This window comes from Agrobacterium sp. rho-8.1, from assembly GCF_033957725.1.
GTDB lineage: Bacteria > Pseudomonadota > Alphaproteobacteria > Rhizobiales > Rhizobiaceae > Agrobacterium.
The window spans coordinates 778,575-802,922 of sequence record NZ_CP192789.1 but is presented as its reverse complement, the minus strand read 5'-3'; the positions used below and the strand labels follow the sequence as shown (position 1 = coordinate 802,922).

24 protein-coding genes and 3 pseudogenes are annotated in these 24,348 nt (G+C 55.2%); 7 read left to right on the top strand and 20 right to left on the bottom strand.

Annotation, left to right across the window (positions count from 1 at the left end; all coding sequences use genetic code 11):
* Positions 1-43 precede the first annotated feature (43 nt).
* Complete coding sequence (locus RMR21_RS18600; RefSeq protein ID WP_498670921.1) at positions 44-580, top strand: gamma-glutamylcyclotransferase; 537 nt, start codon at positions 44-46, stop codon at positions 578-580.
* Here the strand turns inward: RMR21_RS18600 and RMR21_RS18595 are convergent.
* From RMR21_RS18595 to ftsE, 4 genes are all read right to left on the bottom strand, one after another.
* Complete coding sequence (locus RMR21_RS18595; RefSeq protein ID WP_498670920.1) at positions 559-1,350, bottom strand: lysophospholipid acyltransferase family protein; 792 nt, start codon at positions 1,348-1,350, stop codon at positions 559-561. The two genes, RMR21_RS18600 and RMR21_RS18595, sit on opposite strands and share 22 nt — an antisense overlap.
* A gap of 127 nt (positions 1,351-1,477) precedes the next feature.
* Entirely contained in the window at positions 1,478-2,176 is a 699-nt protein-coding gene (locus RMR21_RS18590; protein ID WP_498670919.1) for a YdcF family protein, read from the bottom strand.
* Positions 2,177-2,249: 73 nt separating this feature from the next.
* Complete coding sequence (locus RMR21_RS18585) at positions 2,250-3,245, bottom strand: cell division protein FtsX (protein ID WP_498671805.1); 996 nt, start codon at positions 3,243-3,245, stop codon at positions 2,250-2,252.
* Between the two features lies 1 nt (position 3,246).
* Complete coding sequence (gene ftsE, locus RMR21_RS18580; RefSeq protein ID WP_174155632.1) at positions 3,247-3,906, bottom strand: cell division ATP-binding protein FtsE; 660 nt, start codon at positions 3,904-3,906, stop codon at positions 3,247-3,249.
* A gap of 197 nt (positions 3,907-4,103) precedes the next feature.
* On the opposite strand from ftsE, the gene RMR21_RS18575 reads away from it, so the two are divergent.
* From RMR21_RS18575 to RMR21_RS18565, 3 genes are all read left to right on the top strand, one after another.
* Complete coding sequence (locus tag RMR21_RS18575; protein WP_498671803.1) at positions 4,104-4,772, top strand: hypothetical protein; 669 nt, start codon at positions 4,104-4,106, stop codon at positions 4,770-4,772.
* Between the two features lie 82 nt (positions 4,773-4,854).
* Positions 4,855-5,400 carry a hypoxanthine phosphoribosyltransferase gene (gene hpt, locus RMR21_RS18570; RefSeq protein ID WP_174155631.1) on the top strand — a complete coding sequence of 182 codons (546 nt, stop codon included), beginning with the start codon at positions 4,855-4,857 and terminating at the stop codon, positions 5,398-5,400.
* A gap of 148 nt (positions 5,401-5,548) precedes the next feature.
* Positions 5,549-5,917 carry a response regulator gene (locus RMR21_RS18565; protein WP_498670918.1) on the top strand — a complete coding sequence of 123 codons (369 nt, stop codon included), beginning with the start codon at positions 5,549-5,551 and terminating at the stop codon, positions 5,915-5,917.
* Between the two features lie 58 nt (positions 5,918-5,975).
* Here the strand turns inward: RMR21_RS18565 and RMR21_RS18560 are convergent, their stop codons facing one another.
* The 4 genes from RMR21_RS18560 to argH form a co-directional block, all read right to left on the bottom strand.
* Entirely contained in the window at positions 5,976-8,636 is a 2,661-nt protein-coding gene (locus RMR21_RS18560) for a TIGR02302 family protein (RefSeq protein WP_498670917.1), read from the bottom strand.
* A gap of 155 nt (positions 8,637-8,791) precedes the next feature.
* The gene (lysA, locus tag RMR21_RS18555; protein ID WP_498670916.1) at positions 8,792-10,060 is read right to left on the bottom strand and encodes a diaminopimelate decarboxylase; all 1,269 of its coding nucleotides are present in this window, start codon (positions 10,058-10,060) and stop codon (positions 8,792-8,794) included.
* Positions 10,061-10,071: 11 nt separating this feature from the next.
* Entirely contained in the window at positions 10,072-10,269 is a 198-nt protein-coding gene (gene lptM, locus RMR21_RS18550) for an LPS translocon maturation chaperone LptM (RefSeq protein ID WP_174155628.1), read from the bottom strand.
* 95 nt (positions 10,270-10,364) lie between these two features.
* The gene (gene argH, locus RMR21_RS18545; RefSeq protein ID WP_498670915.1) at positions 10,365-11,765 is read right to left on the bottom strand and encodes an argininosuccinate lyase; all 1,401 of its coding nucleotides are present in this window, start codon (positions 11,763-11,765) and stop codon (positions 10,365-10,367) included.
* Positions 11,766-11,789: 24 nt separating this feature from the next.
* On the opposite strand from argH, the gene tlpA reads away from it, so the two are divergent.
* Complete coding sequence (gene tlpA, locus RMR21_RS18540) at positions 11,790-12,458, top strand: thiol:disulfide interchange protein TlpA (RefSeq protein ID WP_498670914.1); 669 nt, start codon at positions 11,790-11,792, stop codon at positions 12,456-12,458.
* 11 nt (positions 12,459-12,469) lie between these two features.
* Here the strand turns inward: tlpA and RMR21_RS18535 are convergent, their stop codons facing one another.
* From RMR21_RS18535 to RMR21_RS18485, 11 genes and pseudogenes are all read right to left on the bottom strand, one after another.
* A complete protein-coding gene (locus tag RMR21_RS18535; RefSeq protein ID WP_174155625.1) occupies positions 12,470-13,351 on the bottom strand; it encodes a 3-hydroxybutyryl-CoA dehydrogenase in 882 nt (293 codons plus the stop codon).
* A gap of 120 nt (positions 13,352-13,471) precedes the next feature.
* Positions 13,472-14,401 (bottom strand): electron transfer flavoprotein subunit alpha/FixB family protein, encoded by a 930-nt coding sequence (locus RMR21_RS18530; RefSeq protein WP_498670913.1) that lies wholly within the window; start codon positions 14,399-14,401, stop codon positions 13,472-13,474.
* 24 nt (positions 14,402-14,425) lie between these two features.
* Complete coding sequence (locus RMR21_RS18525) at positions 14,426-15,172, bottom strand: electron transfer flavoprotein subunit beta/FixA family protein (protein WP_498670912.1); 747 nt, start codon at positions 15,170-15,172, stop codon at positions 14,426-14,428.
* A gap of 181 nt (positions 15,173-15,353) precedes the next feature.
* Positions 15,354-16,127, bottom strand: a complete 774-nt coding sequence (locus tag RMR21_RS18520; protein ID WP_498670911.1) for a rhomboid family intramembrane serine protease — start codon at positions 16,125-16,127, stop codon at positions 15,354-15,356.
* A 22-nt stretch (positions 16,128-16,149) separates the two neighbouring features.
* Positions 16,150-16,737, bottom strand: a complete 588-nt coding sequence (locus tag RMR21_RS18515; protein ID WP_498670910.1) for a cob(I)yrinic acid a,c-diamide adenosyltransferase — start codon at positions 16,735-16,737, stop codon at positions 16,150-16,152.
* Between the two features lie 18 nt (positions 16,738-16,755).
* Positions 16,756-16,953: a twin transmembrane helix small protein gene (locus RMR21_RS18510; RefSeq protein WP_042619921.1), complete on the bottom strand. Its 198-nt coding sequence runs from the start codon at positions 16,951-16,953 to the stop codon at positions 16,756-16,758.
* A gap of 65 nt (positions 16,954-17,018) precedes the next feature.
* Positions 17,019-17,852 (bottom strand): SDR family oxidoreductase, encoded by an 834-nt coding sequence (locus RMR21_RS18505; protein ID WP_498670909.1) that lies wholly within the window; start codon positions 17,850-17,852, stop codon positions 17,019-17,021.
* Between the two features lie 466 nt (positions 17,853-18,318).
* Positions 18,319-18,875 (bottom strand): annotated as a pseudogene (locus RMR21_RS18500) (IS6 family transposase); the annotation flags it as partial.
* On the bottom strand, positions 18,872-19,108 hold the full coding sequence (locus RMR21_RS18495) for a hypothetical protein (protein WP_498670908.1): 237 nt from the start codon (positions 19,106-19,108) through the stop codon (positions 18,872-18,874). The pseudogene RMR21_RS18500 and the gene RMR21_RS18495, both read right to left, overlap by 4 nt.
* 422 nt (positions 19,109-19,530) lie before the next feature.
* A pseudogene (locus RMR21_RS18490) lies at positions 19,531-20,471 on the bottom strand (IS3 family transposase); the annotation flags it as partial.
* Positions 20,451-20,674: pseudogene (locus RMR21_RS18485) on the bottom strand (contractile injection system protein, VgrG/Pvc8 family); the annotation flags it as partial. The pseudogenes RMR21_RS18485 and RMR21_RS18490, both read right to left, overlap by 21 nt.
* Positions 20,675-20,811: 137 nt before the next feature.
* Here RMR21_RS18485 and RMR21_RS18480 point away from each other — a divergent pair.
* Together RMR21_RS18480 and RMR21_RS18475 are read left to right on the top strand one after the other, a co-directional pair.
* Positions 20,812-21,153 carry a hypothetical protein gene (locus tag RMR21_RS18480; RefSeq protein ID WP_498670907.1) on the top strand — a complete coding sequence of 114 codons (342 nt, stop codon included), beginning with the start codon at positions 20,812-20,814 and terminating at the stop codon, positions 21,151-21,153.
* Positions 21,154-21,427: 274 nt separating this feature from the next.
* A complete protein-coding gene (locus RMR21_RS18475) occupies positions 21,428-23,113 on the top strand; it encodes an ATP-binding response regulator (RefSeq protein WP_498670906.1) in 1,686 nt (561 codons plus the stop codon).
* 38 nt (positions 23,114-23,151) lie between these two features.
* On the opposite strand, the gene RMR21_RS18470 is transcribed toward RMR21_RS18475, so the two are convergent.
* Entirely contained in the window at positions 23,152-23,784 is a 633-nt protein-coding gene (locus tag RMR21_RS18470; protein ID WP_498670905.1) for a LuxR C-terminal-related transcriptional regulator, read from the bottom strand.
* Positions 23,785-24,348 lie beyond the last annotated feature (564 nt).

Below are 24,348 nucleotides of genomic sequence, written 5' to 3'. Positions count from 1 at the left end.
ATCTCCAATGGTAAAACACAGGTGATTTGGTTTGGCTTGCGATATGGACGATTTTTGGGTCTTTGGCTATGGTTCGTTGATGTGGAATCCGGGCTTCCCGTTTCAGGAGCGTCAGCAGGCGCGGCTGTATGGCTATCGCCGATCGCTGTGCATCCGTTCGAATGTTTATCGCGGCACGGACGAAAATCCCGGATTGGTGCTTGGGCTTGAGCGGGGCGGCTCTTGCCAAGGCGTTGCATTTCGAGTCGCCAATGCCGACCGCGAACCCGTCGTCGCCTATTTGCGTGAACGCGAACTGGTCAGCAATGTCTACAAGGAACGTGTTATTGCCGTTGGCCTAATCGACGGAAGGCGACAACCCGCCATGACCTATGTAGCCGATCCCCAACATCCGCAATATGTCGGTGGGCTTGGAGTGGAGGACGCCGCCCGGATCGTGCGGCATGCGTCGGGACGTTCGGGACCGAATGCCGATTACGTTTTCAACACCGTTCAGCATCTTCAGGACATGGGCATACGTGACGCTATACTCGAGCAGGTCGCAGCCGATGTCGAGGCTCAGTCTGTCGTCTTCCCCTGAAGCTCTGCCAGTCTCTTTTGCGCTGTCGCAGGCAATGGAAGTGCTGGATTGTCGCGTGCGGTTTCCAAAAGCAGCTCGTCGCTCGCTTTTTCGGTCACTTCGATCAGCCGCTTGAAAAAAACATCGGGATCGAGACCGGGCTGGATCGGTGGCAGGATACGCACCTTGAAATGGCCGGGATAACGCATGGTGGAGCGGCGTGGCCAGAAAAGGCCGGGGTGCATAGCGACAGGCACGACCGGGACTTTCAGGTCCCGGTAAAGACGGGCGATGCCGTAACGATACTCCGGCTCCGCACCGGGTGGGCGGCGTGTACCCTCGGGGTAGATAATCAGCTCTCGGCCTTTGGCCATTTCTTCCTTGGCGCGTTCCATGACCTTCAGCATGACCTTGCCGCGCGCAGCCCGGTTGACCGGGATCATCCGCTGCTTGGCGACGTACCAGCCGAAGAGTGGTATCCACATCAACTCACGCTTCAGGATATAGACAGGGTCCTTGAGATTGGGCAGCAGAGCATAGGTGTCCCAGAAAGATTGATGCTTGGGTGCAAAGATGCATCCGGTTTCGGGAATATTTTCGAGCCCCTCGATCTCGAATGTCGTACCGACAATCTTTTCCATCAGCCAGTGATTGGACCGTGCCCAGGCCTTGGGAATTTCAAAGGCGACTTTTCGCGGCACGATGAAATAGATCGGTGTCAGGATCAGCATCCGCACGATGAGATTGATATAAAACAGCGTGTTGAAGAGAATGGAACGCAGTCTGAGCATAAAAAGGCTTCTCCGGGCGCGCGCGGATCAACGAGAGAAGCGTTCTTCCGAGTTGTCAGCAGCGCTGAACGCCTACACGAAAACGAGGTGTTTCAGCAAGACCCATCCGATGTCGCGCAGTTCGGGGTCAAGGCGTATCGCTGTTTCGCAGGCCGTTGCCCTTACCGACGCCGGTGATGTCGCGCGCGGCCACGGCAACGAACTTGATATATTCGATGATCATGGTGCGCACAACGTCCGGATTCACGAACCAGTTGGTGCGGGCGAGATCCGAATTGATCACGGGATAGGCAATGAAATTCGTACCGGGGCTGGTGCTATGGAGCTCGTGAAGTGAGCGGTGCATGTGGTAATTATTGGTAACGATAACGACGGACGAATAGCCGCGGTCCTTGATCCACTTGGACGCCTCGTTGGCGTTGCCGATCGTGTCGACCGCCTGGTAACCCATATCCACGCAACAGGCAAAAAGATCGGACGAACTTTGCGTCATCTTTCTGATTTGCGCCCGGCTGGTGGCAGGGTTGACCCCTGAAATCAGCAACCGCTTGCCCACGCCATCCCGAAGCAAGCCGACCGCCTGGTCAATGCGCAGATATCCTCCTGTGAGAACAATGATGGCATCGGCCTTGGTGCTGGAGGGTGGGCGCATGGACGCCACCGAATCTGCAAACCATAGAAACCCGCCGAAGACAGCGCCGACGACAACGACGAAGAGCAGGATAGTTATCCGCACGAAACGACGCAAACGACCACGCCGCGAAAGCCATCCATTTCGCGTCGTTGCGGTCGATTCGTCATCGGGGTCTATGCGACTCATTGCCATGAGTTATCCATAAGCTTGCATGAAGACAAGGAACAGGCATTCATGGCGACTTGGTGGCGCGCGCCTGTTTGTCTTATACACCTTCACTTTTCGACGGGTCTGAACGGACGCGGTCGATATCGTCGATGGTCCGAATGACAGTCAGACGCGCGGTCAGTGTGGTGAGCAGAGCAATCACCATCATGGTTGCAAAAATTCCGATGTAGCCATCCATGCCAACGGAAAAGGAACCGAACAGAGCGCTGGCCTGATCGCTCTGGGGCGTTGCGAGGGAGCGGGACTGCCAAAAACCGGCAGCGAGAAAGACCGCCGCTGCCAAAGCACTCCCGGCCCCTGAACCCTTCAGGCTGATTTTCAAGAAGTGTTTTTGAAACTCCCGTGCAACGAAGCTGCTCTCAGCCCCGACGAAATGCAGAACCTCCACAATATGCCGGTTTCCAGACAGCGCGCCACGGGTGGCAAAAACCACCGTCAAAACCATGGCGCTGAACACCAGAATCAGCACGCCCAGTCCGATCATCACCGTCGTATGGGCCATCGACACCAGACGATCGACCCAGGTGCGGTGATCGTCGAGAAACGCCTGAGGTATCTCCGTTTTGAGCATCGCACGCATGGCCTCGAAATCCGGTGGATTGGTTTCATCGATCGTGATGATGACGAGACGTGGAACGGGAAGCTCCGACAGATCGAGGCCCGCGCCCAGCCAAGGCTCCAGAAGGCGAGCGGTGGCCGCCTCGTCCATGACTGTTCCCTCCCGGGTACCGACGAAGCTCAGAGCCAGATTGCGGGCTTTGGTCAGGGCTGCATCCATGTCCAGCCCTTCCTCGGGCTTGATCTGAATGGTGATCTCTCTGGAAATCTGGCTTTGCCAACTGGTCGCGGTGGTGCGGACCATGCTGACGGCGCCGAGCGTTAGACAAGCCAGAAACGCCATGATCGCGATAACGACGATCAGCGCATTGCCTTGAATGTTGGACGGCGGCAGGATGGGTGCCATCGGCCGGATGCGCATCTGCGGCAGTTTCGGCGCTGATTTTTGCGCGGGCTTGAGTGGCTTGCGCTTCATCTCATCCATAGACGTCGAGCCGCCCTTCGGTCAAAATCATGCGGCGAGCATCGACCTGATCCATCAAACCGAAATCATGGGTGGCGATGACGACGGCGGTACCGAGCCTGTTCAATTCCATGAAGAGATTGAGCAGGCGCTTTGCCATCGGCGGATCAACGTTACCGGTCGGCTCATCGGCAAGGAGAATTTCGGGCTGGTCCATCAGCGCGCGCGCAATCGCGGCGCGCTGTTTTTCACCGCCGGACAAAATAGGCGGCAAGACGTTGATACGTTCGCCCAGTCCGACCCATTTCAACAGCTCGATCACATCATTGCGATAGGCACTTTCCTCCTTGCCGCGTACGCGCAACGGCAGCGCTACATTCTCGTAAGTGGTAAGATGATCAAGCAAACGAAAGTCCTGGAACACGATGCCGACGCGGCGGCGCAGCAGGGGGAGTTCGCTACGGGGTATGCGCGACACATCGCGGCTGAACATGCGGATATGTCCCCGTGTCGGCTGCAGCGACATCAGCAGCAGGCGTAAAAGTGTGGTTTTCCCCGCGCCAGACGGGCCCGTCAAAAACTGGAAAGATCCTTTGGGAATATTGAACGTCATGTCCCTTAAAATTTCAGGGCCCATGCCGTATCTTAATCCGACATTTTCGAAATGGATCAACGAATTTCCAGTCTTTTGCTTTCGTGGTGCGCGATTCGCATCAATATCATAGCTTTTTATATCCAACGTACGGTGTGTGGGTGGCTTAAGGAATGATCTTTGCGAAGCATTAACCAATTAAATTTACGACTGGTCAGGCTTTCATTCAATGCCCAGTTTTATGGGGCCGAAAACCTGACCGAGGGAACTTCATGGCTATGTTCCGTTCATCTCGCCGGCAAGCGGCATTCGATTTGGACCTTTTGATGCCGGAACCGCCGCCGCGCCAAAAAGCGCGTGCATGTTCCAACACAGACATCTTAGATGCCGAGTTTGTCACGATAAAGGAAACGCCTGTACGAGACTATGGCAATGACAACCAGCGCGCTGCTTCCCAAGGGAGTGTGTCGACGTCATTTACAGCGCTGGATGCTTTTCGTTTCACGATAGAACGGATCGATAGAAAATTGTCAGGTCTCTCCGTTGATGGCTACTCTGCCATCGTCGCCGCTGCGGTGGTGGGGGTCTTCTTTCTGTCCGGCGGCTTTGCAATGATCCTCCACAAGAATGAAGCTGTTGCTGCTGTCGTCGAGCCGCTTGATATCAGCCATATTACGATTACCCCACAGGACGCAGGCGGTATGGAAGTTCTTGTCATCAATGGGATCGTTGAAAACAAAAGCGGCGCGGTACAGGACATACCGGCGATCCGCGCCGATCTTTTCGTGGCCAAGGGCGAGAAGGTCGCAAGCATGCTGATCGAACCGCCGGTATCCGAAATCAAAGCCGGCGCTAGTCAGGGCTTCACGGCAAAGCTGCGGTATCCCGGTGGAAAAACACCCAAAATCACGCTTTCTTTCGCACAAACGGATGCTTCCGAGCGTTGATTATGCTACCGGACGCCCTTCTTACTATTTCGGCTGTCCGTATCCCAATGATACTGCGCGCCGGATAAGCGCAGGAGAACACATGCCCGTCGTCCGTGGAAAAAATATCGAGCCGCTTTACACTGCCGAGCAGATTGCGGAGCGTAACCGTGATATGGCCAAGCTTATCGCAACGGGCCCGACCAACGACCTGTTGGTCATCGCTGTTCTCAAAGGCTCTTTCATTTTTGCGGCCGACCTGATCCGCGCTTTGCATGATAGCGGTCTTGCACCCGAAGTGGAGTTCATCACGCTGTCGAGCTACGGTACGGGCATGGTTTCGCAGGGTGTGCGGATCGTCAAAGACATCGACAGCGACGTGAAAGACCGTGATGTTCTGTTGATCGATGATATTCTCGAATCCGGCCGTACTTTGCTGTTTGCCAAGGAACTGCTTTATGAGCGCGGGGCCCGCAATGTCTCGATTGCCGTGCTGCTGGACAAGAAAGTCAAGCGCAAGGAAAAGCTGGAGGCTGACTATGTCGGCTTCGAATGCCCCGATTACTTTGTCGTCGGATACGGAATGGATGTGGCCTATGCCTTCCGGGAACTGCCTTTCGTCGGGGTCGTTACCGGTGATGCCGAGTAAGATAGGCTGCCTCGTTCCACAACGTTTGGTGGCCGAAAAAAGCATGGATTGTTAACCATGCCACTCAGATGGCGACTTTCATTTACCTCTTGCAAAGGGAAATGACCGAGTTTGAGCTCGCTGGAATGAATACCAGGAGCGATGGAAAATGGCAAAAATACTGATTACTGAAGATGAGGATGCATTGCGGTCTTTCGTAGCCCGCGCATTGCGTCTGGACGGGCACGAAACATATGAAGCCGCCGATGGCGAGCAGGGTTTCGAGAAACTGAGTGAAGGCAAGTTCGACCTTCTGCTATCCGATATCCGCATGCCGGTCATGGATGGTATTGAGCTGGCGCACCGCGCCGCATCACAATTCCCAAACCTGAAAATCCTCTTGATGACGGGTTATGCCGAGCAGCGCGAACGCGCCGACGATCTGATGGAGAAAATCATCGACGTCATTCCAAAGCCCTTCGCGCTTCCCGATATTCGCAAGGCAGTTGCAAGGGCCCTGGCAGCCGTTCCTGCCTAATTCTCCCAAATAGAATGACATAAGGGCGGTCGAACCGCCCTTATCGGTGAGAACGAAGTCACTCTATGTCCAAGAGGCGTTCCAGGTATCGACGCTCGACTTCACCTGGCGGGTTATTGCCCAGCTTCTCGCGAATGGCTTCCAGAATCTCACGGGCCCGTTGGACATCGATTTCATCGGGAACGCGGACCTGGTTATCACCGAAGTCCGGGCCATTGCTTTCACGTGGACGACCGAGCGGATCGCGCCCGTTCTGACCGCCTTGACCCATCATGCCTTCCTGTCCCTGTCCGGGCTGCTGACCCTGCTGGCGCATGGCCTGCATCATCTGCCCCATCATATCCTGAGCACCCTGACGCAGAGCATTCAAGGCGTTGCCCTGTCCCTCGACGGCCTGCTCGCCCTGGCTATCACCCAGAGCCTGGCCGGCGCCCTTCATGTCCTGTTCGGCCTTGCCGAAATTCTGCCCGGGCTCCATGCCGAGATCGCGCAGACCCTTTTGCAACTCGCCCAGTTGCTTTCCAAGTCCATCCTGCTGCTGCCGCAGGTTTTTCAACGCCTCGCGAAGCTGCTCGGCGGTCATCTGGTCTGTCGGGTTTTGTCCCTGTTGTCGCTGGCCCTGCTGGTTGGGCGGTTGCTGACCGTTCTCACCCATTTGCGGATCGCCGCCCTCTTCATCCTGAGGTTGATCACCGCGCTGCATGCGGTCGCGAAGAGCCTGATCCAGCTTGAAGGTTTCATCCATCAGCTTTTGCTGTTGCTGCATGATCTCGCCCAGCTTGTCGATCTGTTGGCGTAACTGGCCGTTTTGCTGCTGCTGTTGGCCCTGTTGTCCGCGTTGTGGACGACCGGCCTGAAGATTGTTCATCATGCGCTGCATCTGGGACAGCATTTCCTGTGCCGCGTCACGGTTCCCGGAGCGCGCCAGATTTTCGATCTGGTTCATCATGTTTTCCAGATCACGCTGGCGCAGCACATTTTGTGCCTGCTGGTTCATGTTGGCTTGCGGCGCATTTTGCATGCGCTGGGCAAGTTCACTCATGAATTCCTTCATCGCTTCGCGAAGCTCCTGCATCAGCTTGGCGATTTCTTCATCGCCTGCTTTGCGATCGATAGCCTCCGATAGCGCCTTCTGTGCGTCACGAAGCCTTTGTTCGGCCTGTGAGAGATCACCGTCTTCGATACCAAGTGCGACTTCCCACAGGTAGTCCGATGTATTCTTCAACATCTCCTCGTTATAGGCGAGCTTCATTCGAGCCTTGGCCGATTGCAGCAGCAGATAATGTGTCGTGTTGGGAATGGTCTCGTCGGGCCGCATGCCAACAGCTTCATTGAAAGCGATGGCTTTCGGCATCTGGCGGGTGTCGAGCGAAAAGATTTGCCGCTGTTCAACAATCGAAGCGGCGAGTGGCTCTGAAAAATTCCGGCCCGGCAGGATCATCTCCTGCGTAGGGCTGCGGCCAGTTTGACCCATACCATCGGTCGCCACAAGTGTGATCCGAACCTTTTTTCCAGCCATCGGATGTTCTGTCAGATTGCGGCTGGTTACGCCTTTCATCTCACGTGGGTTCTGTCGTGGCAGGTCCAGTTTGAATTCCGGCGGGGGATAAAGCGGTTTGGCGTCCGCCTCAAGGCCGATAGGCTCGATCACCGCATGGGCTTCGCGAACGCCATAGTCGTCCTTGGCTGTAAAACCGATCTCCAATGCCCCGTTCACGGCGCGGCGCGGCATGTTATCGAAAGCGATGGTTGGGGCTTTATCCTGGATGACGTTGAACTGCCATTGCTGGCCATTGGCTTCCACAGTGCCACTTTCCGATACATCCATGGCGAACGTGCGCGGTGCACGCGGTGCATCAACCGCTTCCTGTTCTGTCGAAGCAACGGTCTGCGTCCCGGTCTTTTCGTCACCTTCTGGTGCGAGTGTCCTGATCTCTCCACCAACGTCAGGCTCAAAGGTTACGGTCTCGTCGCCCTCTCCGCCGGTCATTCGAATGGTCAGTTTTGAGGCTTGCGGCATAGAAATCGCGTTCGTTGCTGTCGCATTAGTCCCAGTCAGGAAAATGGGTGCGCGGCCAGTGTAGGAGGGTGGGGTCACCCATGCATCAAGCCGAATATCCGGGTTGGCAGGTCCACCTTCGGGTCGATTGCGAAACGCATCGGTAATGTCGCCAGCACCATTGGAAAATGAAAAGCCGAAAGCGGCAATCAGGATCAAAGCCGGAATGGCGCGCAGTGCCATCGTATCATGGCGCGCAATGTCTGGCTGTGGGAGTCCTGCGTCCAACGCCGCTATACGTTGCGCCATTCGCAACTGGTGTTCTTTCCAAAGCGCACGGGCGAATGGAGTTTCGAAGGCGGGCTCGTCTTCCTGAACGCCGACTGGTTGGTGGGCCAAGCCATTGCGCGCTTCCAGCAGGCGCGAGGCCTCATCTTTTGTCGGCCATTTCAGGCGCGCAATCGGCAGAATCGAGGTGATGAACGCAAAGATGACAACAAAGACGACAACCCAGCGCACCATGTCCGGCATTTGCCGGTAAAGGCCGAACCAACCAAGGGCGATGAACAGCGCGGCGATGGAGAGCGGAACGAGGGTCTTGGGCACCAGGCGTTCTGCAACGATGACCAGTTTTGCGATAAACCGTTTTGACGCAACGCGGCGCGCAAGGTCAGGTCTGCTTTCAAAACCGCCTTTTCCGCTCTGTTTCGATGTGGTCATCAATCCGTTCTCCCGGTTCTGGCCACCCGATTTCACCACGTTTCAAATGGCAAAACAAATCCGTGCAACGTGAATGAAGATAACACTCTTTATGGCGAAGACGAGGGGAAGCGAGCGCTAACTCCTGTTTTTCGGGTTCATTCGCTCAATTGTGATCACGCAAGCCAATCTGGCACGGAATCGAGTGCGATCAATTCCTCGTATGTGCTGCGTGGACGGATGACATGAAATTCGCTGCCCTTTACCAGAACTTCAGGGACCAGAAGCCTTGAATTGTATGTTCCGGCCTGCACCGCGCCATAGGCACCTGCGGAACTGACGGCAATCAAATCGCCGGGTTCAGGTGCCGCCATCTCGCGGTCAAGCGCTAGATAATCGCCTGTTTCGCAGACGGGTCCGACGATATCTGCCTTGATCCGCGGCGCGTCTGGCGCAGGCTGAACGACGGGCCGGATGCCGTGATAGGCTTCATAAAGGGTAGGCCGAATGAGGTCATTCATCGCACCATCGACAATCACGAATGTCTTTTCGCCGCCATCCTTCACATAGATGACTTCTGTCACCAGAATGCCGGCATTGCCGACGATCAGACGACCAGGCTCGGTGATGATTTTGCAGTCCAGACTTTTGAGTTCGTTCTTGACGATATAGGCATAGGCATCCGGTAGCGGGGGTGGATTGTTGTCTTCGCGGTAGGGAATGCCCAAACCGCCGCCGATATCAACGTGGCTGATCCTATGGCCATCGCCGCGAAGCGATTCCACCAGTGTGCGCAGCAGGCGGAATGCAGATTCGAACGGCTGCAATTCGGTGATCTGGCTGCCGATATGCATGTCGATGCCGCTGACGACAATTCCGGGCAGGGTTGCTGCATGGGCATAAACGGCGCGCGCGCGCTCATAGGGAATGCCGAACTTGTTTTCTTTTTTGCCCGTCGAAATCTTGGCATGGGTTCCCGCATCGACGTCAGGATTGATGCGAAAGGAGACATGTGCCTTTTTATCGGCCTTGAGGGCACGCAGGTTCAGGACTTCCAGCTCGGGTTCGGATTCGATGTTGAAGCAATAGATGCCCGCCTCAAGCGCCAGATCCATTTCCGCGACGGTCTTGCCAACGCCAGAAAACATGATGCGGTTTGCCGGAATGCCGGCTGCCAGCGCGCGGCGCAGTTCACCACCGGACACGACATCGACACCAGCGCCGAGCTTTGCCAGGGTTTTCAGGACGGCCTGATTGGAATTTGCCTTCATTGCATAGCAAACCATCGCATCGACATCGGCAAAAGCCTCCGAAAACACCTTGTAGTGCCGTTCCAGCGTCGCCGTGGAATAGACATAGAATGGCGTACCGACGGCCTTGGCGATTTCAGGCACGGGAACGTTCTCGGCGTGAAGCACGCCGTCGATGTAGTGAAAATGGTTCACGTCGCTGGACCTTAAAGGAGCTTATCGAGAATAAATGGCCGTTCGGGTGTCGGCTGTACCTTCCCCTCTGTCGAGCGCAGATTACGCTGTTCTTTCGGCGTGCTCGGCGGATCGATATCGCCTTTGCGGCCGCATCCGGAAACAGCAAGGCCGACAGCAAGCGTGACGACGACGGGAACGATGAAATTACGCAAGGTTTTTGAAAGCATGGGCCTGTCCAAAGGAAATCTCTGCATTCCTGATAGCGAAAAACAGGGCACTTGTGCACCCTGTTTCTTGTGATGCCGACGTAACGCCAGATTGATCAGTTTTTCGCCCGCCACCAGGCTATCTGCCTGCGCACTTCCGACGGCGCCGTTCCGCCGAAGCTGGTTCGACTTGCGACCGATGCTTCTACGGACAGAACATCGAAAATGCCCGCTGTTATCGCGGGATTGATCGACTGCAATTCCTCCAGCGAAAGATCGCTCAGATCGCAGCCTTTCTGTTCCGCCAGCGCGACGGCGTGACCCGTGGCATGGTGGGCATCACGGAACGGCAGACCCGCCTCGCGGACGAGCCAATCGGCCAGATCTGTCGCGGTCGAATAACCGGACCCGGCAGCTTCACGCATCTTGTCAGCGCGCACGTCCAGATCACGCACCATGCCCGTCATGGCGGCGATGGCAAGTTCTAGGCTTTCGGCGGAATCGAAGACCTGTTCCTTGTCTTCCTGCATGTCTTTGGAATAGGCGAGCGGCAAACCCTTCATAATGGTGAGAAGGGCAATCAACGAGCCATTGATACGGCCTGTCTTGGCGCGCACCAGTTCGGCAGCATCGGGGTTCTTCTTCTGCGGCATGATGGAGGAGCCGGTCGAAAATGCGTCGGACAGGCGGATGAAGCCGAACTGCGGCGTCGACCAGATGACGATTTCTTCAGCCAGACGCGACAGATGCGTGGCGCAGATCGACGCAATCGACAGGAATTCCAACGCAAAATCGCGGTCGGAGACGGTATCGATGGAATTGCGCGTAGGCTCGCGGAAACCCAGCGCCTTCGCCGTCATGTGGCGATCGATCGGATAGCCCGTGCCAGCGAGAGCTGCTGCACCAATCGGGCTTTCGTCCATATGCTCAATGGCGTGACGAACGCGGGCGCGGTCACGGCCGATCATTTCGACATAGGCCATGCAGTGGTGGCCGAAGGTGACGGGCTGGGCTGTTTGCAGATGAGTGAAGCCCGGCATGACCGTATCAGCGTGTTCTTCGGCACGGTCGAGGAAGGCGACGATCAGGGCCGTCAGCATAGCCTCGGTTTTTTGCAGTTCTTCTTTCACCCACAGACGAAAATCGAGCGCCACCTGGTCGTTGCGCGAACGGGCCGTGTGGAGGCGCCCGGCTGCCGAGCCGATCAAGTCGGCCAGGCGCGCCTCGATGTTCATATGGATGTCTTCGAGCTTTCGCGAAAACTGGAACGATCCGGCTTCGATCTCTGACTGAATCGTGTTCAGGCCGTGAATGATCTTGTCTTTATCTTCAACAGAAATAATGCCCTTTGCAGCCAGCATGGTGGCATGCGCTATTGAGCCGCGGATGTCCTGGGCATAAAGCTTCTTGTCGAAGTCGATGGAGGCATTTATCTCTTCCATGATGGCAGAGGGACCGGAAGCGAAACGTCCGCCCCACATCTGGTTGGAGGATTTCTGTTCAATGCCATCAGCCATGTTTTGCGTGCCCTGGAGTATTTAATGACAGAAAAAAGGCCTTTCAGGCTCCCTTCCGCCAAACTTGTTGCAGTTGCTGCCGTTGCCGGCATCGTCTGCGGCGCGGGCGTGATGATGTTCAGGCTTATTGGGTCTGAAGGTCAGGTTCAAGGGGAAGTCGCGGCGCAATCGGGTTTATGTGAAGGTGCGGCAAAGCGGATCGCGTCTTTGAAGCCGCTTTTGAAGGGGCAGGTTGCGGCCATGTCCGCAGCCGAGCGCCCCCGTGTCATCCCGTTGTCCTTCAAGAGGCCAGACGGCACGGCGATAAGTGAAGCCGATTTTAAAGGCAAGACGGTTCTTCTCAACCTGTGGGCCACATGGTGCGTGCCGTGTCGCGAGGAAATGCCCGCACTCAACGCGCTCGAAAAGGAAAAAGGTGCTGAGAATTTCGAGGTTGTTACGATCAACATCGACACGGGTGAGGATGAAAAGCCCAAAGCATTCATGAGCGAATACGGCATCGATTCCCTCAAGCTGTATCGCGACAGTTCGATGGGCGTCTTCAACGCGTTGAAAAAGGAAGGCCTCGCATTCGGCCTTCCCGCAACCTTGCTCATCGATGATCAGGGTTGTCTGCTTGGCTCCATGAATGGCCCGGCAGCGTGGGACAGCCAGGATGCCAAGGCGTTGGTTGAATTTGCCAAGGCAAAATGAAGTTTTGACGTTTACCGCGTGGGGACTGGGGTCTCGCCGCGGTAATCGTAAAAGCCACGGCCGGATTTGCGGCCAAGCCATCCGGCTTCGACATATTTGACCAGAAGCGGGCAGGGGCGATATTTGCTGTCGGCCAGGCCATCATGCAGCACCTGCATGATCGACAGACACGTGTCGAGGCCGATAAAGTCGGCCAGTTGCAGCGGTCCCATCGGGTGGTTTGCGCCAAGCTTCATGGCGGTATCGATGGCTTCGACCGAACCCACGCCTTCGTAAAGCGTGTAGATCGCTTCGTTGATCATCGGCAGAAGAATGCGGTTGACGATGAAGGCGGGAAAGTCTTCAGCAACAGTGATCGCCTTGTCCAGCGAACGCACGAAATTCTTGGCGGTCTCGAACGTCTGCTCACCGGTGGCAATGCCGCGCACCAGTTCCACAAGCTTCATCACCGGTACCGGGTTCATGAAGTGGATGCCCATGAATTGTTCAGGGCGATCGGTAGCAGACGCGAGGCGGGTAATGGACAGCGAGGATGTATTTGTGGCCAGAAGCGCTTCTGGTTTCAGAACCGGGCAGATTTGCGCATAAATCTTGCGCTTGGTTTCTTCGTGCTCGGTGGCGGCTTCGATGACAAGGTCCATTGCTGCGAGGTCATTGACGTCGGAAGATCCGCCGATCAGTGAGAGAGCCGTCTTTCTCTCTTCGTCCAGCATCTTGCCGTTGCTGACCTGGCGGGCCAAGTTACCGTTTATGGTGGCAAGGCCAGCTTCGATACGATCCTTGGCCAGATCGTAGATATGAACCTTGTAACCGGCCAGCGCCGAAACATGCGCTATGCCGCATCCCATCTGACCGGCGCCAATAATACCGACATTCTTGATAGGGGCGGCCATAATGTGGTTCTCCTGTAGGGCATGTTCTAAGCGCTCTGGCTCTGTATTGATGTTACGCGTATTGTCGAAAAACAAAAGCGGCGCGTTTAAAAAACGCGCCGCTTCCAAGATGGGAAAGGATCAGAGTGCTTTTTCAAGCTCAGGCAGAGCATCGAAAAGGTCAGCCACAAGGCCGTAATCAGCAACCTGGAAAATCGGCGCTTCCTCATCCTTGTTGATGGCAACGATGACCTTGCTGTCCTTCATACCGGCCAAGTGCTGGATGGCACCGGAAATTCCAGCCGCGATGTAAAGCTGGGGAGCAACGACCTTGCCGGTCTGGCCGACCTGCCAGTCGTTTGGCGCATAGCCTGCGTCCACGGCAGCACGTGAAGCACCAACGGCTGCACCCAGCTTGTCTGCCACGGGCAGCAGAACTTCCTTGAACTTTTCAGACGAACCAAGTGCACGGCCACCTGAGATGATGATCTTTGCCGATGTCAGTTCCGGACGGTCGGATGATGCCAACGCGTCCGATACGAATGAGGACACGCCTGGGTTTTCAGCAGCGGAAACAGCTTCGACAGACGCGGAGCCCCCAGCTTCTGCCGGGGCAAAGGTTGACGTGCGAACGGTGATGACCTTTTTCGCGTCGCTGGCCTGGACCGTCTGAATGGCGTTGCCAGCATAAATCGGACGCTTGAACGTATCGGCTGAGATGACTTCGATGATCTCGGAAACCTGTGCCACATCCAAAAGTGCTGCCACGCGTGGCAAAACGTTCTTGGCCGATGCGGTCGCGGGCGCGATGATGACATCGTAGGAAGGGGCAAGCGAGACGATCAGGGCCGCGAGCGGCTCTGCGAGCTGGTTGGCATAGGATGCATCGTCGGCAAGCAGGACCTTGGAAACGCCGGAAAGCTTTGCGGCCTCATCGGCAGCCGCCTTTGCGCTGGAGCCTGCAACGAGAACGGTGACGTCGCCGCCGATCTGGGTTGCCGCCGTCAGCGTCTTTGCCGTCTGGTCGGAAAGGGTTGCGTTGTCGTGTTCTGCCAGAAGAAGAATGGCCATGGTAATATCTCCCTTTCGCGTTTCTTAGATGACGCCGTCAGCTTTGAGCTTCGATACGAGTTCGGCAACGGAGCCGACCTTGATACCTGCCTTGCGACCTGCGGGTTCCTCGGTCTTCAAGACTTTGAGGCGAGGCGCGGTATCGACACCGAAATCGGCAGGCGTCTTCTTATCGAGTGGCTTTTTCTTGGCCTTCATGATGTTGGGCAAGGATGCGTAGCGGGGTTCGTTGAGACGCAGGTCGGTGGTGACGACTGCGGGAAGCTTCAGTTCCACCGTCTGCAAACCACCATCGACTTCGCGGGTCACGGCGACCTTACCATCCGAAGGTTCGACCTTGGAAGCGAACGTGCCCTGGCCCCAGCCAAGAAGTGCTGCCAGCATCTGGCCGGTCTGGTTGCTGTCGTCATCGATAGCCTGTTTGCCAACGATCACCAGGCCCGGAGCTTCCGCTTCAACGACACCCTTGAGAAGCTTTGCGACAGCCAGAGGCTCGACGGCTTCATCTGTTTCGATCAGGATAGCGCGATCGGCACCCATGGCCAATGCCGTGCGCAGTGTTTCTTCCGCCTTGGCGGGCCCGATGGAGACGACGACAACCTCTTCGGCCTTGCCCGCTTCCTTTAGACGAAGGGCTTCCTCGACGGAAATTTCGTCGAACGGGTTCATCGACATTTTGACGTTGGCAAGCTCGACGCCTGAACCGTCCGCCTTGACGCGGATCTTGACGTTGTAGTCCACCACACGCTTCACTGGCACAAGGATTTTCATCGATAACCTTCCTTCAACTCCTGACCCTAGAGCAAAACGCTGTACGGTCCTCCTGATAATAAAGTTGCGACATGGATACGCATTTTTCCCGCAAATTCAACGGAGCAATGCTCATGATCTCATGCGTCTCGGGGATATCTTACGTTAACGTGAACGTAAATATCAATCCTTGCTCCAATCTTCACCTGACGCTACCGAAAGGTCGTTCCGTTTGCGACACGGCAGCCTGCGGCCCTTGATTTTTAAAGTGGACCGCACGGGGCGTGACGATGGTGCGATCGAACAGCGGGACGCCGGGCCTTCTGAGAACCAGCACCAGAACAACGCCTGCAATGATACCGCCCACATGCGCACCCCACGATACACGATCCTGCATACCGAAAAGGAACATGAAGAATTGCTGTCCAATCCATAATGCCAGCGGGATGAAGGCCGGCAGGGGAATGGGAATACGCATGAAGACCAGGATCCACACGCGGACTTTCGGGTGCAATAGAAGATACGCCGCCACAACACCGGAGACCGCACCCGACGCGCCGATCAGCGGACCTTGCGAAGACGGAGCCACAAATCCGTGAAACAGCGCGCCCGCCGCCGCACAAGCAAGGTAGAACAGCAAAAAGCGCAAATGGCCGAAGGCATCTTCGACATTGTCACCGAAAACCCAGAGAAACAGCATGTTAGAGGCGAGATGCCAAAAACCCAGATGCATGAAGGCGTAGCTGAAGACCGTCATCTGATCAGGGATGGACTGAAGTGCTGGATCGAGCTGGGCATAATCGAATACGACAGCGGGAATGAAACCGAGACCGAGAATGGCGGCGTTCCCGGCCTCGTTGCTGAAAAGGACGCCCACCAGCAACCAGACGAGAATGTTGACCGCGATAAGCGACACGGTGACATATTGCAGTTTGATGTGCTTGAGCGAATTCGCATCGTGCAGTGGAATGAACATGCGAAAACGCCTCTGCTGCGGATTAGCGGTTCTGGCCTGGAACCCACAAGATGTCAGGCGCATCAGAATTCGTCGCGTCGTTTGCAAACCGTGCCGCCACGAACAGGAAGTCTGAGAGCCGATTGATATATTTTAACGCTGCAGTACTGACGATCTCGTCCTCCATCTTGGACAGCTCAACCATCTGGCGCTCCGCACGCCGCGATATGGTGCGGGCAAGGTGCAGATAGGCAGCAGCGGGTGTGCCGCCGGGAAGAACAAATGATTTCAGGGGTGAGAGATCCGCGTTCAGCGCGTCGATTTCGTTTTCCAGGCGCGTCACCTGGGCATCCACGATCCTCAAGGGTTCGTAGGACAAAACTTCGCCTGTGTACGGCGTTGCGAGATCAGCGCCCAGATCGAACAGATCGTTTTGGGCACGAAACAGCATGGCATCCAGTTCTGGCAGACCTGATGTGTTGAGGCGCGCGATGCCGATGGCGGAGTTGGTTTCATCAACCGTCCCGTAACTTTCAACGCGCAGATCGTGTTTCACGCGTCTTGGCCCAGAAACGAGCGCGGTCGTGCCGTCGTCGCCCGTGCGAGTATAAATCTTGTTCAGCTTGACCATTGTATCCCTCTAAAACTCCTATCGTCCGCCGCCCGTCAGCCACAGCACAAACATAATGAGGATGATCGCAATGGCCTGCAAAAGAAGACGCAACTGCATCAGCTTATTGGATTTATTGGCATCCGTGCCTTTGAGCATGTTGAACAGCCCGCGTATCAGCACGAGCACCACCAGACCCATCACGATGACCGCAAGAACCGTTGCGAAACTGGACATGCTCTACCCTCCCGAGAATGCTGTGTATCTTTGTGTGCGTTGTAGCTGATCGGATCGTGTGTGCGCTAGTCGAACTTGCGCATCAAACGGTAAAACAATCCGGCAGGTAAAAGCCGCTTTAAAATCACGGCCTGCTTGGCGGGTGTGGTGACGAGGTAGTGCGGTTTCGGGCGTGGCGCCGTTAAAGCGTGCTTGAGTTCCTTATAGACGGCATCCGGACCCAGCTTGTGCTTGGTCGCCGGTCCGCTGCCCTCCAGCCTTGCAAGTTGTCGCTTGTAATCCTGCGCGTGTGGGGAGTTTTTGAGGTCGATATTGCCTTTGATGTGAGCCAGAGCGGTTGCCGTAAATTTCGAGGCAATGGGGCCGGGCTCGATCAGGCTGACATGAATGCCGCTGCCCTGTAGTTCCATACGCAAGGTGATCCCCAAACCCTCGAGCGCGAATTTAGATGCCGTATAGGCACCACGGTACCGGTAGGGCACGAGACCGAGAATGGACGAGCAGTGAACGATACGCCCACGCCCACGCCTGCGCATGAACGGAATGACCCGGCAGGTGAGATCGTGCCAGCCAAACACATTGGTTTCGAATTGCTGGCGCAGCACATCAACCGACAGATCTTCGACGGCGCCGGGTTGACCATACGCGCCATTGTTGAACAGGGCATCGATCCGGCCGCCGGTTCTGGCGGCAACCGCATCCACCAAAGCGGCGATCGTGTCCGGCTTGGTGTAGTCCATCAACAGCGTTTCGATCCCTTGCTGTTCCAGTGCCGGGACATCTTCGTCCCGCCGCACCGTTGCAAAGATACGCCAACCATCTTGTTGAAGCGCGATGGCGCAGTGCGCGCCAATTCCAGACGAACAGCCGGTGATGATGATGACCGCTTTTTCAAGCATGGAAAGTCATTCCTCAGTGTCTTTTCAAGAAGGGCTCTTGCGAGCAAGGGGTTGAGGGAAGGGCGGCAATCAGATTCTTTGTATTTTGCGACAAATACGGAAAGATGGAGTGGTCTGGACACGCTTTACCCGGCGCTACCATGACAGAAGCCGCATGCGCTACGCAAGCGATCTGACCGATCCCTGAGTGCTGCCTGATCAAGCCCTTCATGCCGAGGCAGCCTCGATTTGGCCGCGGACGCAAGACGGCGCTTGGGTTGGGGATGATGCTTTTTCTATCATCGATCGCCACTCAGTAAAGGCCGGCCCGGAGGCATCGTAAAGTTAAAGGACTCGTGTCAAAGGTCTCGGCCGCGGCTCTCAGTTCGCGGTGATGGTGGGACGGGACATCGTGGCGTGGAATATGGAAGAGATTGGCGACCGGGTCATGAATGGAGACGAAACGCTGGAGATGTCGGTCTGACTTAAAGCCCTTCATGATCCACTCTCGCCGTCGTGTCGGTTGATGGGAATTCTCCGCCCGGTTATTAAGCCCTTTGTGTGAACGATGATCGACGCCGGGCATGATGTCTTGCTTGGCAGCGCCGTAGGACCGCAGTTTGTCAGTGATCATGACGCGCGGCGAATGGCCCTGTCCTTCAAGAGCTTTCGCATCAAACGTTTGGCGGCCTTGGTATTGCGGCGGCTCTGCACCAGCACGTCGAGAACGAAGCCATCCTGATCGACAGCCCGCCACAGCCAGTGTTTCTTGCAGCCAATAGAGATGACGACTTCATCGAGGTGCCACGTGTCGCCGAGCTTTCCGGCTGAACGCCGCCGGATTTCATTGGCAAAGTGGCTCCCGAATTTTTCGGCCCAAAGACGGACTGTCTGGTGCGAGACAATAATCCCGCGCGCCGCCAGTAAGTCTTCGACCATCCGCAAGCTGAGCGGGAAACGAAGATAAAGCCAGACGGCATGACCAATCACTTCAGCTGAAAACCGATGGCGGCGATAAAGGGGATCACGAACGGCTTGGGTCATGCCGAAAGATCGCAAACGCCAATCGCCGACCGGTTAACGTTACAGTGCCCCGTGATGACTTGTCCCGTTTCGCCACCGATCACCAATGTGCCGTCACGCACTGAAAAATAGCTTGGGTCCTTGAATACCGAATCGTCGTCATCAATGATAGCTTGTCCCAAGATCACCCTTGATGACAAGTCTGCTGTTGCCATCGACAATAACCCGTCCTGCGTAGGAATCAAACGATCCATAACCGGTGAGGTCTCCGGTTAGAATCGTCTCACCCGCAAGACTGACAATCGAACCGTCACCGACAATTTTGTTAGAGAATTCGTAGGCTGTCTCGGTATGATTGAAAACAATCCGACCAGATCCCGACCTACCAAAATCTACCAAGGCCCCCGGATTAATTTTTCCTGCAGCCTCCGTATTGATAATCTTAAAGCATTTTACATTTATTCGGATGTACTACTCGATCATACTAAACCGAGAGACGCAAAAGAATGGGTTCAGTTTTTCCATGAACCATGTCTCTGATGAGACATTTCACTCTTACTCGGCATCTAGGAAGTGACCTCAGGCCCTTATTTTCCTGCAAATTTTGGTAGGGTCCGTTACTCTGTCCACTGAGCCCCAGCATTGAACCGCCGGATGTTGAGTTTTCCGGCTATGATTACGATGGCTGGCTGGCTGCGCCACCGGGATTATGTATGGCAATCGGGACGTTATATCCGATTGCCGAGTGAGGACGTTCCTCGTTGTAGTATCGACGCCAAGTCTCCAACTTTTCGCGGGAATCCGCAAGGATTAAGAACCAATGCGCGTTCAGGAATTCCGCCCTGAGCTTGCTGTTGAACGCCTCGACGAAGCCATTGTCGGTCGGCTTGCCAGGCCGAGAGAAGTCCATGGTGACGTTGTTGGCATAAGCCCAAAGGCCAAGGTCGCGGGAGATAAATCCGCGGCCGTTATCAACCCTGATCGTCTTGGGATAGTCAGTCCCTTTACAAATACACTCCAACGTCTGAACCACATCCTCACCGCGATAGGTGAACCGTGCGTCGGTGGCGGGGCAGTAGCGAGAATGCGTATCCACAGTGGTCAGGATGCGCAATTTCTTACCCGTCGCCAGCTGGTCGTGAACGAAATCCATCGCCCATACATCGTTCGGACCGACGGCTACCTGTCGGTCGTCCCGAAGCTTTGCCTTCACCCGACGCGTGGTGCGCTTATTACGCAATTGAAGACCTAACTCGCTCTAAATCCTACGTGTCTTCTTCATGTTGATCGTTCATCCATCACGGCGCAAGTGGACATGCACGCGGCGATATCCGTACCGCACACGCGTTTCGCATACCTCGTTAATCCGTCTTTCGAGAGGGGCCTGCCGGGTTCTTCTGGATTTGTAGTGATAGCTCGAGGTGTCAAACGTCAGGACCTTGCAGGCCCGTCAAATCGATATCCCCCAATCTACCAGCATCCCATCGATCAACTTGCGCTGCCGGGCAGGCCTTAGAGCTTTCGGCGGATAACGTCCTGAAGCATTTCGCGATCGAGTGTCAGGTAAGCCACGATCCACTTCGAATGATTATTCTCGTCCTCCAGAGTCTTCAATCGGAATAGTCCATCTTCCTCGAAACGTCTGAAAAGATGAGATAATCGTCTTCGTTGAATTGCACGCCCTACTCTTGTGCGGGCGGAGGTTTGATGATCACCGACGTATCCGGTGCTGGAATGCCATGCTCGGAAAATAGCGTTTCAACGATATCGACCGACCTCTTGTCCATCCAGATGCGGCAGTCGGCAAGGCGGGAAAGCAGGCGGCCAAATCCATGGCCATCGCCCAGCGGCGCAAATGGCTTGCCGGACTCCCCGTCACGCATCTGGCCCATTCCCAACACGCGGCAGACGTGGCGGCAGAGCATTTTGCCGATGATCTCATCCCGGTAGCGACGTGATGCCGGAAACGCATCTCACAGAGGACGGGATCAAGGCTCGCATCCAGATAATCAACGATGACGTCGACAGGACGCGACCGAAGCGGCTGCGGGTTCGCTTCAAGCGTTACCATGATAACGGGCTCTCGGTGTTCGTGTTGGATGCGGGCAAGCCTCCCGAACGCAAGCTTGTCCAGATCAACACGCGAAAGCTTGGCAAGCTTGAGTCTTTGAGCGAGGTCAAATCGAAGATTGAGGCGACGATTGCAGAGTTATACGACGTGGATACGGCAAAGTCGTTCATGGACGCGCATCGCAACGACCCCATGGCGAGAAGCGGTTCTATGCATGGGAGGGCTTAAACGTGCTTGTTTTTGTTCATTCGGCCAGAATTTCACGATCCAATTGACCACGCTGACACAGGGCACCAGCTATCGCTCGACAGCTTAGACCATCATGACGGCGTAGCGTCTTGTAAATCTCACAGACGTTTTCCGTGAACCGCTTTCACAGCCTCCTCCCAAAAGACACCTGATAACATCCGTCAATTTTGAATTTTCGCCGAAATGGGCCGCTGACAGAAAAGCTTTCCGGGATTATGTCACGGAATATCGGGTGGAAATTAGAGAGAGCAATATGGCACGAAAAGCGTATCTGCAGAATTTTCTCACTGGTACAGGTCAAGCAATCGGTCTGTTGCGAACCCGCGAAGACGATAGCGAAGAGGTTAAACAGGCCGTCGTCAGGGTCATCATTTCTGCCTTGGCAGCTTTTTATATTGCACCAACCACTTATAGCGGATTGCGGATCGCTCCACCGACTGGAATAACAATTCTGTTTTTAGTCTATCTCCCGTTTTCCTGTTTCGTGTTGTGGTGGATGAAAACCCGCCCGAGCAATCGTCCTTGGCGGCGCACGATCGCCATTTTTTGTGACATGCCTGCACTGACTTACGCAATGTCCGTAGGCGGCGCTACAATGCTGCCGATATTCGCGCTTTTGCTTTGGGTTGCGGTCGGTAATGGGTTGCGTTTCGGTCCTCGGTACCTTGTTGCCTCAACAGTCGTGGCTCTTCTATCGATAGCTGTCGCTACGATTTTCAATCCCTATATGCGACAGAATCCATACATCGTCGTGACGCTGACGGCGACTGCTGTTCTGGTGCCAGCCTATATATACGTCTTGCTGGATCGGGTGCACCGCGCCTATCAGGCAGCGCAGGAAGCAAACATTTCAAAGTCGCGTTTTCTCGCCCAGGCAAGCCATGATCTTCGCCAGCCGGTTCATGCCATAAGTCTTTTCACGGCGTGTCTTCGCGATGCCAACTTGCAGGCAAGCGAATTACAAATGGTGGACAATATAGATCGTTCTTTGCAGAGCGTATCTCGCTTGTTCAAGTCGTTGCTTGACGTCTCTACTCTCGACAGCGGCAAGGTCGTTCCGACATATGAGGCGATCGCGATTGCGCAGATTCTTGATGATGTGCTGCAGCAAAACAACGAAGCAGCGCAACTCAACGACTGCAAACTCAGTGTCATAAGCTGCAATGCCGTTGTTATGACGGATCGTGCATTGCTGACGACGATGCTGCAGAACATTGTGAACAATGCGATCAAATATGCGCCGGGCCGGTCCATCACAATCGGTTGTCGACGCGAACAGGGCACCTTGGCTGTGCAGGTCTATGACCAGGGCCCTGGCATATCGGAGGAGCATCAACAAAGGGTTTTCGAGGAATTCTATCAGGTTCGGGCACGTGGAGACCGGGATGTGGATGGTGTGGGTCTTGGTTTGCCGATCGTGAGACGCTTGGCACATCTTATGAATATGCACGTACGGCTTCGTTCTGTTCCAGGGCGTGGTACCTGCGTCACTCTGGCAGGTTTGAAAGTGTCTTCAAAGCAGCTTTCAGCACCAACTCCGATCAAACAGTCGCCGCGCAACATCGGTATTATGACTGGGTTGCATGTTCTTCTTGTCGAAGATGACGAAGCTGTTTTGCGGGCGACAGCAAGCCTATTGCGGAAGTGGGGCTGTGAGGTACAGGAAGAAATCAACATTCCGGTCCAGCCTGGTTCCTGGGACCTGGTGATTACGGACTTCGACCTTGGTGAGGGTAGAACGGGCAGCGACTGCATTGTCGCGGTAAGAACAATGGTAGGTTGGTCGTTGCCAGCGGTGGTGATGAGCGGCCATGATGCCATTCGCGTGCGAGAAGAATTGTCAGATGATAGTATTCCAATTCTGTCAAAGCCCGTGCGCCCAGCAGAACTTCGCTCAATCATCATGGCTGCCTTAGTGGAGTTCAGAGACCGCAGTTAGGTTCGTAAGCCCCGTCTTGGTGTCTGACAAAAAGATGCCTAAAGAGGCCGCGTCTTTAGCAGCCCGTCCGCAACCCCTTGCGTGACTGCTGCGGCACGTGAGGTCACGCCAAGGGCTCTGAACAAAGCCGAAACGTGTATTCGGACTGTGAAAGGGGAAATACCAAGTTCCAGAGCAATTTCTTTATTCGTCTTGCCTTGGGCTATTAATTGCAGGACGATAAACTGTCTTTCGCTTAATGTGGTCCGGTTCAATGATTGCGCAGGCGTGTTGTGTGGGAGCAATACGACAAGATCGCCAGCTCGCACTGCCTCGAGCCCCTTAAACATAGCCTGAGGGGAAATGGCCTTGTTAATGAAGCCGTTGATGCCACACGCCATCGCTGCGTTGATCGTCGCTGGATCGTCCGCCATTGTCACGACAACGATCGAGGACCGAGCGAACTCTTGTCTCAGCGCAGGTAGCGTGTCCAGGATACTGTGCTTTGAGAAAAAGAGATCCAACAGAAACATCGACGGCGGCTCTTTACGCTCTCTGGCGAAGTTGAGAGCCTCTTCCAGCGTCTCGTTGTTCACAACGACCACTTCAGGGAGTTTTCGTCGGATCAGTGACGTCATGCCGTCTCTAAAGACTGGATGATCATCGACGACGACGATTGTTTCTGCGTTCACACAATTCGCCTCTCAGGTCTTTAGGCGGGACCTATAGCAGTGCGTGGTGTCGATAACACTAGCACGTTTGTACTATTTGTTCGCATCTGTAATAAAAACCTATGCACGAAAAAATTAAATTAGAATCAACTAAAGGATAATTTTTTAGCGGGCGAAAAATACGTTAGTCTAGAGATGCGACCTCGCTGCCATCCATTGTTGATAGCAAAGTCGACGGTCAAACGTATATTATTTTTTAAATCAAACAGATGCTGGTACGTTGGTCTGAAGCGTCACGCATTGAACGAAACACATAGTCGTTGGCCAAAGCTTGGATACCACTCGCTGGATAAGTTTTTGCGGGGCTAGCGGGGGTCCGGAAACCATTCTGCCGTGTCGGAGGGATAATGTGCTGTCCGTAACCATCTTCGCATCGTTTTTTTCAGCGGCAAGTCAGGCACCATGCACTTTTCCGCATTTGCAATTTAGCAACCATGCCGTCCCAAAACCTCCAACCCAAGGCGCCAGCTCTTGGGGTGGGAGTAAGGCGTGAACCGGTTGCACGCCGGAAAAGTTGTGGTTTTT

Coding starts and splice junctions, on each gene's coding strand:
- tlpA (WP_498670914.1), top strand. CDS start 11,790: ATGACAGAAAAAAGGCCTTTCAGGCTCCCTTCCGCCAAACTTGTTGCA.
- RMR21_RS18585 (WP_498671805.1), bottom strand. CDS start 3,245: ATGAAGCGCAAGCCACTCAAGCCCGCGCAAAAATCAGCGCCGAAACTG.
- RMR21_RS18480 (WP_498670907.1), top strand. CDS start 20,812: ATGCCGGAAACGCATCTCACAGAGGACGGGATCAAGGCTCGCATCCAG.
- RMR21_RS18595 (WP_498670920.1), bottom strand. CDS start 1,350: ATGCTCAGACTGCGTTCCATTCTCTTCAACACGCTGTTTTATATCAAT.
- RMR21_RS18590 (WP_498670919.1), bottom strand. CDS start 2,176: ATGGCAATGAGTCGCATAGACCCCGATGACGAATCGACCGCAACGACG.
- RMR21_RS18565 (WP_498670918.1), top strand. CDS start 5,549: ATGGCAAAAATACTGATTACTGAAGATGAGGATGCATTGCGGTCTTTC.
- RMR21_RS18535 (WP_174155625.1), bottom strand. CDS start 13,351: ATGGCCGCCCCTATCAAGAATGTCGGTATTATTGGCGCCGGTCAGATG.
- RMR21_RS18575 (WP_498671803.1), top strand. CDS start 4,104: ATGTTCCGTTCATCTCGCCGGCAAGCGGCATTCGATTTGGACCTTTTG.
- argH (WP_498670915.1), bottom strand. CDS start 11,765: ATGGCTGATGGCATTGAACAGAAATCCTCCAACCAGATGTGGGGCGGA.
- RMR21_RS18520 (WP_498670911.1), bottom strand. CDS start 16,127: ATGTTCATTCCACTGCACGATGCGAATTCGCTCAAGCACATCAAACTG.
- RMR21_RS18510 (WP_042619921.1), bottom strand. CDS start 16,953: ATGTCCAGTTTCGCAACGGTTCTTGCGGTCATCGTGATGGGTCTGGTG.
- RMR21_RS18505 (WP_498670909.1), bottom strand. CDS start 17,852: ATGCTTGAAAAAGCGGTCATCATCATCACCGGCTGTTCGTCTGGAATT.
- RMR21_RS18515 (WP_498670910.1), bottom strand. CDS start 16,737: ATGGTCAAGCTGAACAAGATTTATACTCGCACGGGCGACGACGGCACG.
- RMR21_RS18600 (WP_498670921.1), top strand. CDS start 44: ATGGACGATTTTTGGGTCTTTGGCTATGGTTCGTTGATGTGGAATCCG.
- RMR21_RS18495 (WP_498670908.1), bottom strand. CDS start 19,108: ATGGATCGTTTGATTCCTACGCAGGACGGGTTATTGTCGATGGCAACA.
- lptM (WP_174155628.1), bottom strand. CDS start 10,269: ATGCTTTCAAAAACCTTGCGTAATTTCATCGTTCCCGTCGTCGTCACG.
- RMR21_RS18525 (WP_498670912.1), bottom strand. CDS start 15,172: ATGAAAATCCTTGTGCCAGTGAAGCGTGTGGTGGACTACAACGTCAAG.
- RMR21_RS18530 (WP_498670913.1), bottom strand. CDS start 14,401: ATGGCCATTCTTCTTCTGGCAGAACACGACAACGCAACCCTTTCCGAC.
- RMR21_RS18560 (WP_498670917.1), bottom strand. CDS start 8,636: ATGACCACATCGAAACAGAGCGGAAAAGGCGGTTTTGAAAGCAGACCT.
- hpt (WP_174155631.1), top strand. CDS start 4,855: ATGCCCGTCGTCCGTGGAAAAAATATCGAGCCGCTTTACACTGCCGAG.
- RMR21_RS18475 (WP_498670906.1), top strand. CDS start 21,428: ATGGCACGAAAAGCGTATCTGCAGAATTTTCTCACTGGTACAGGTCAA.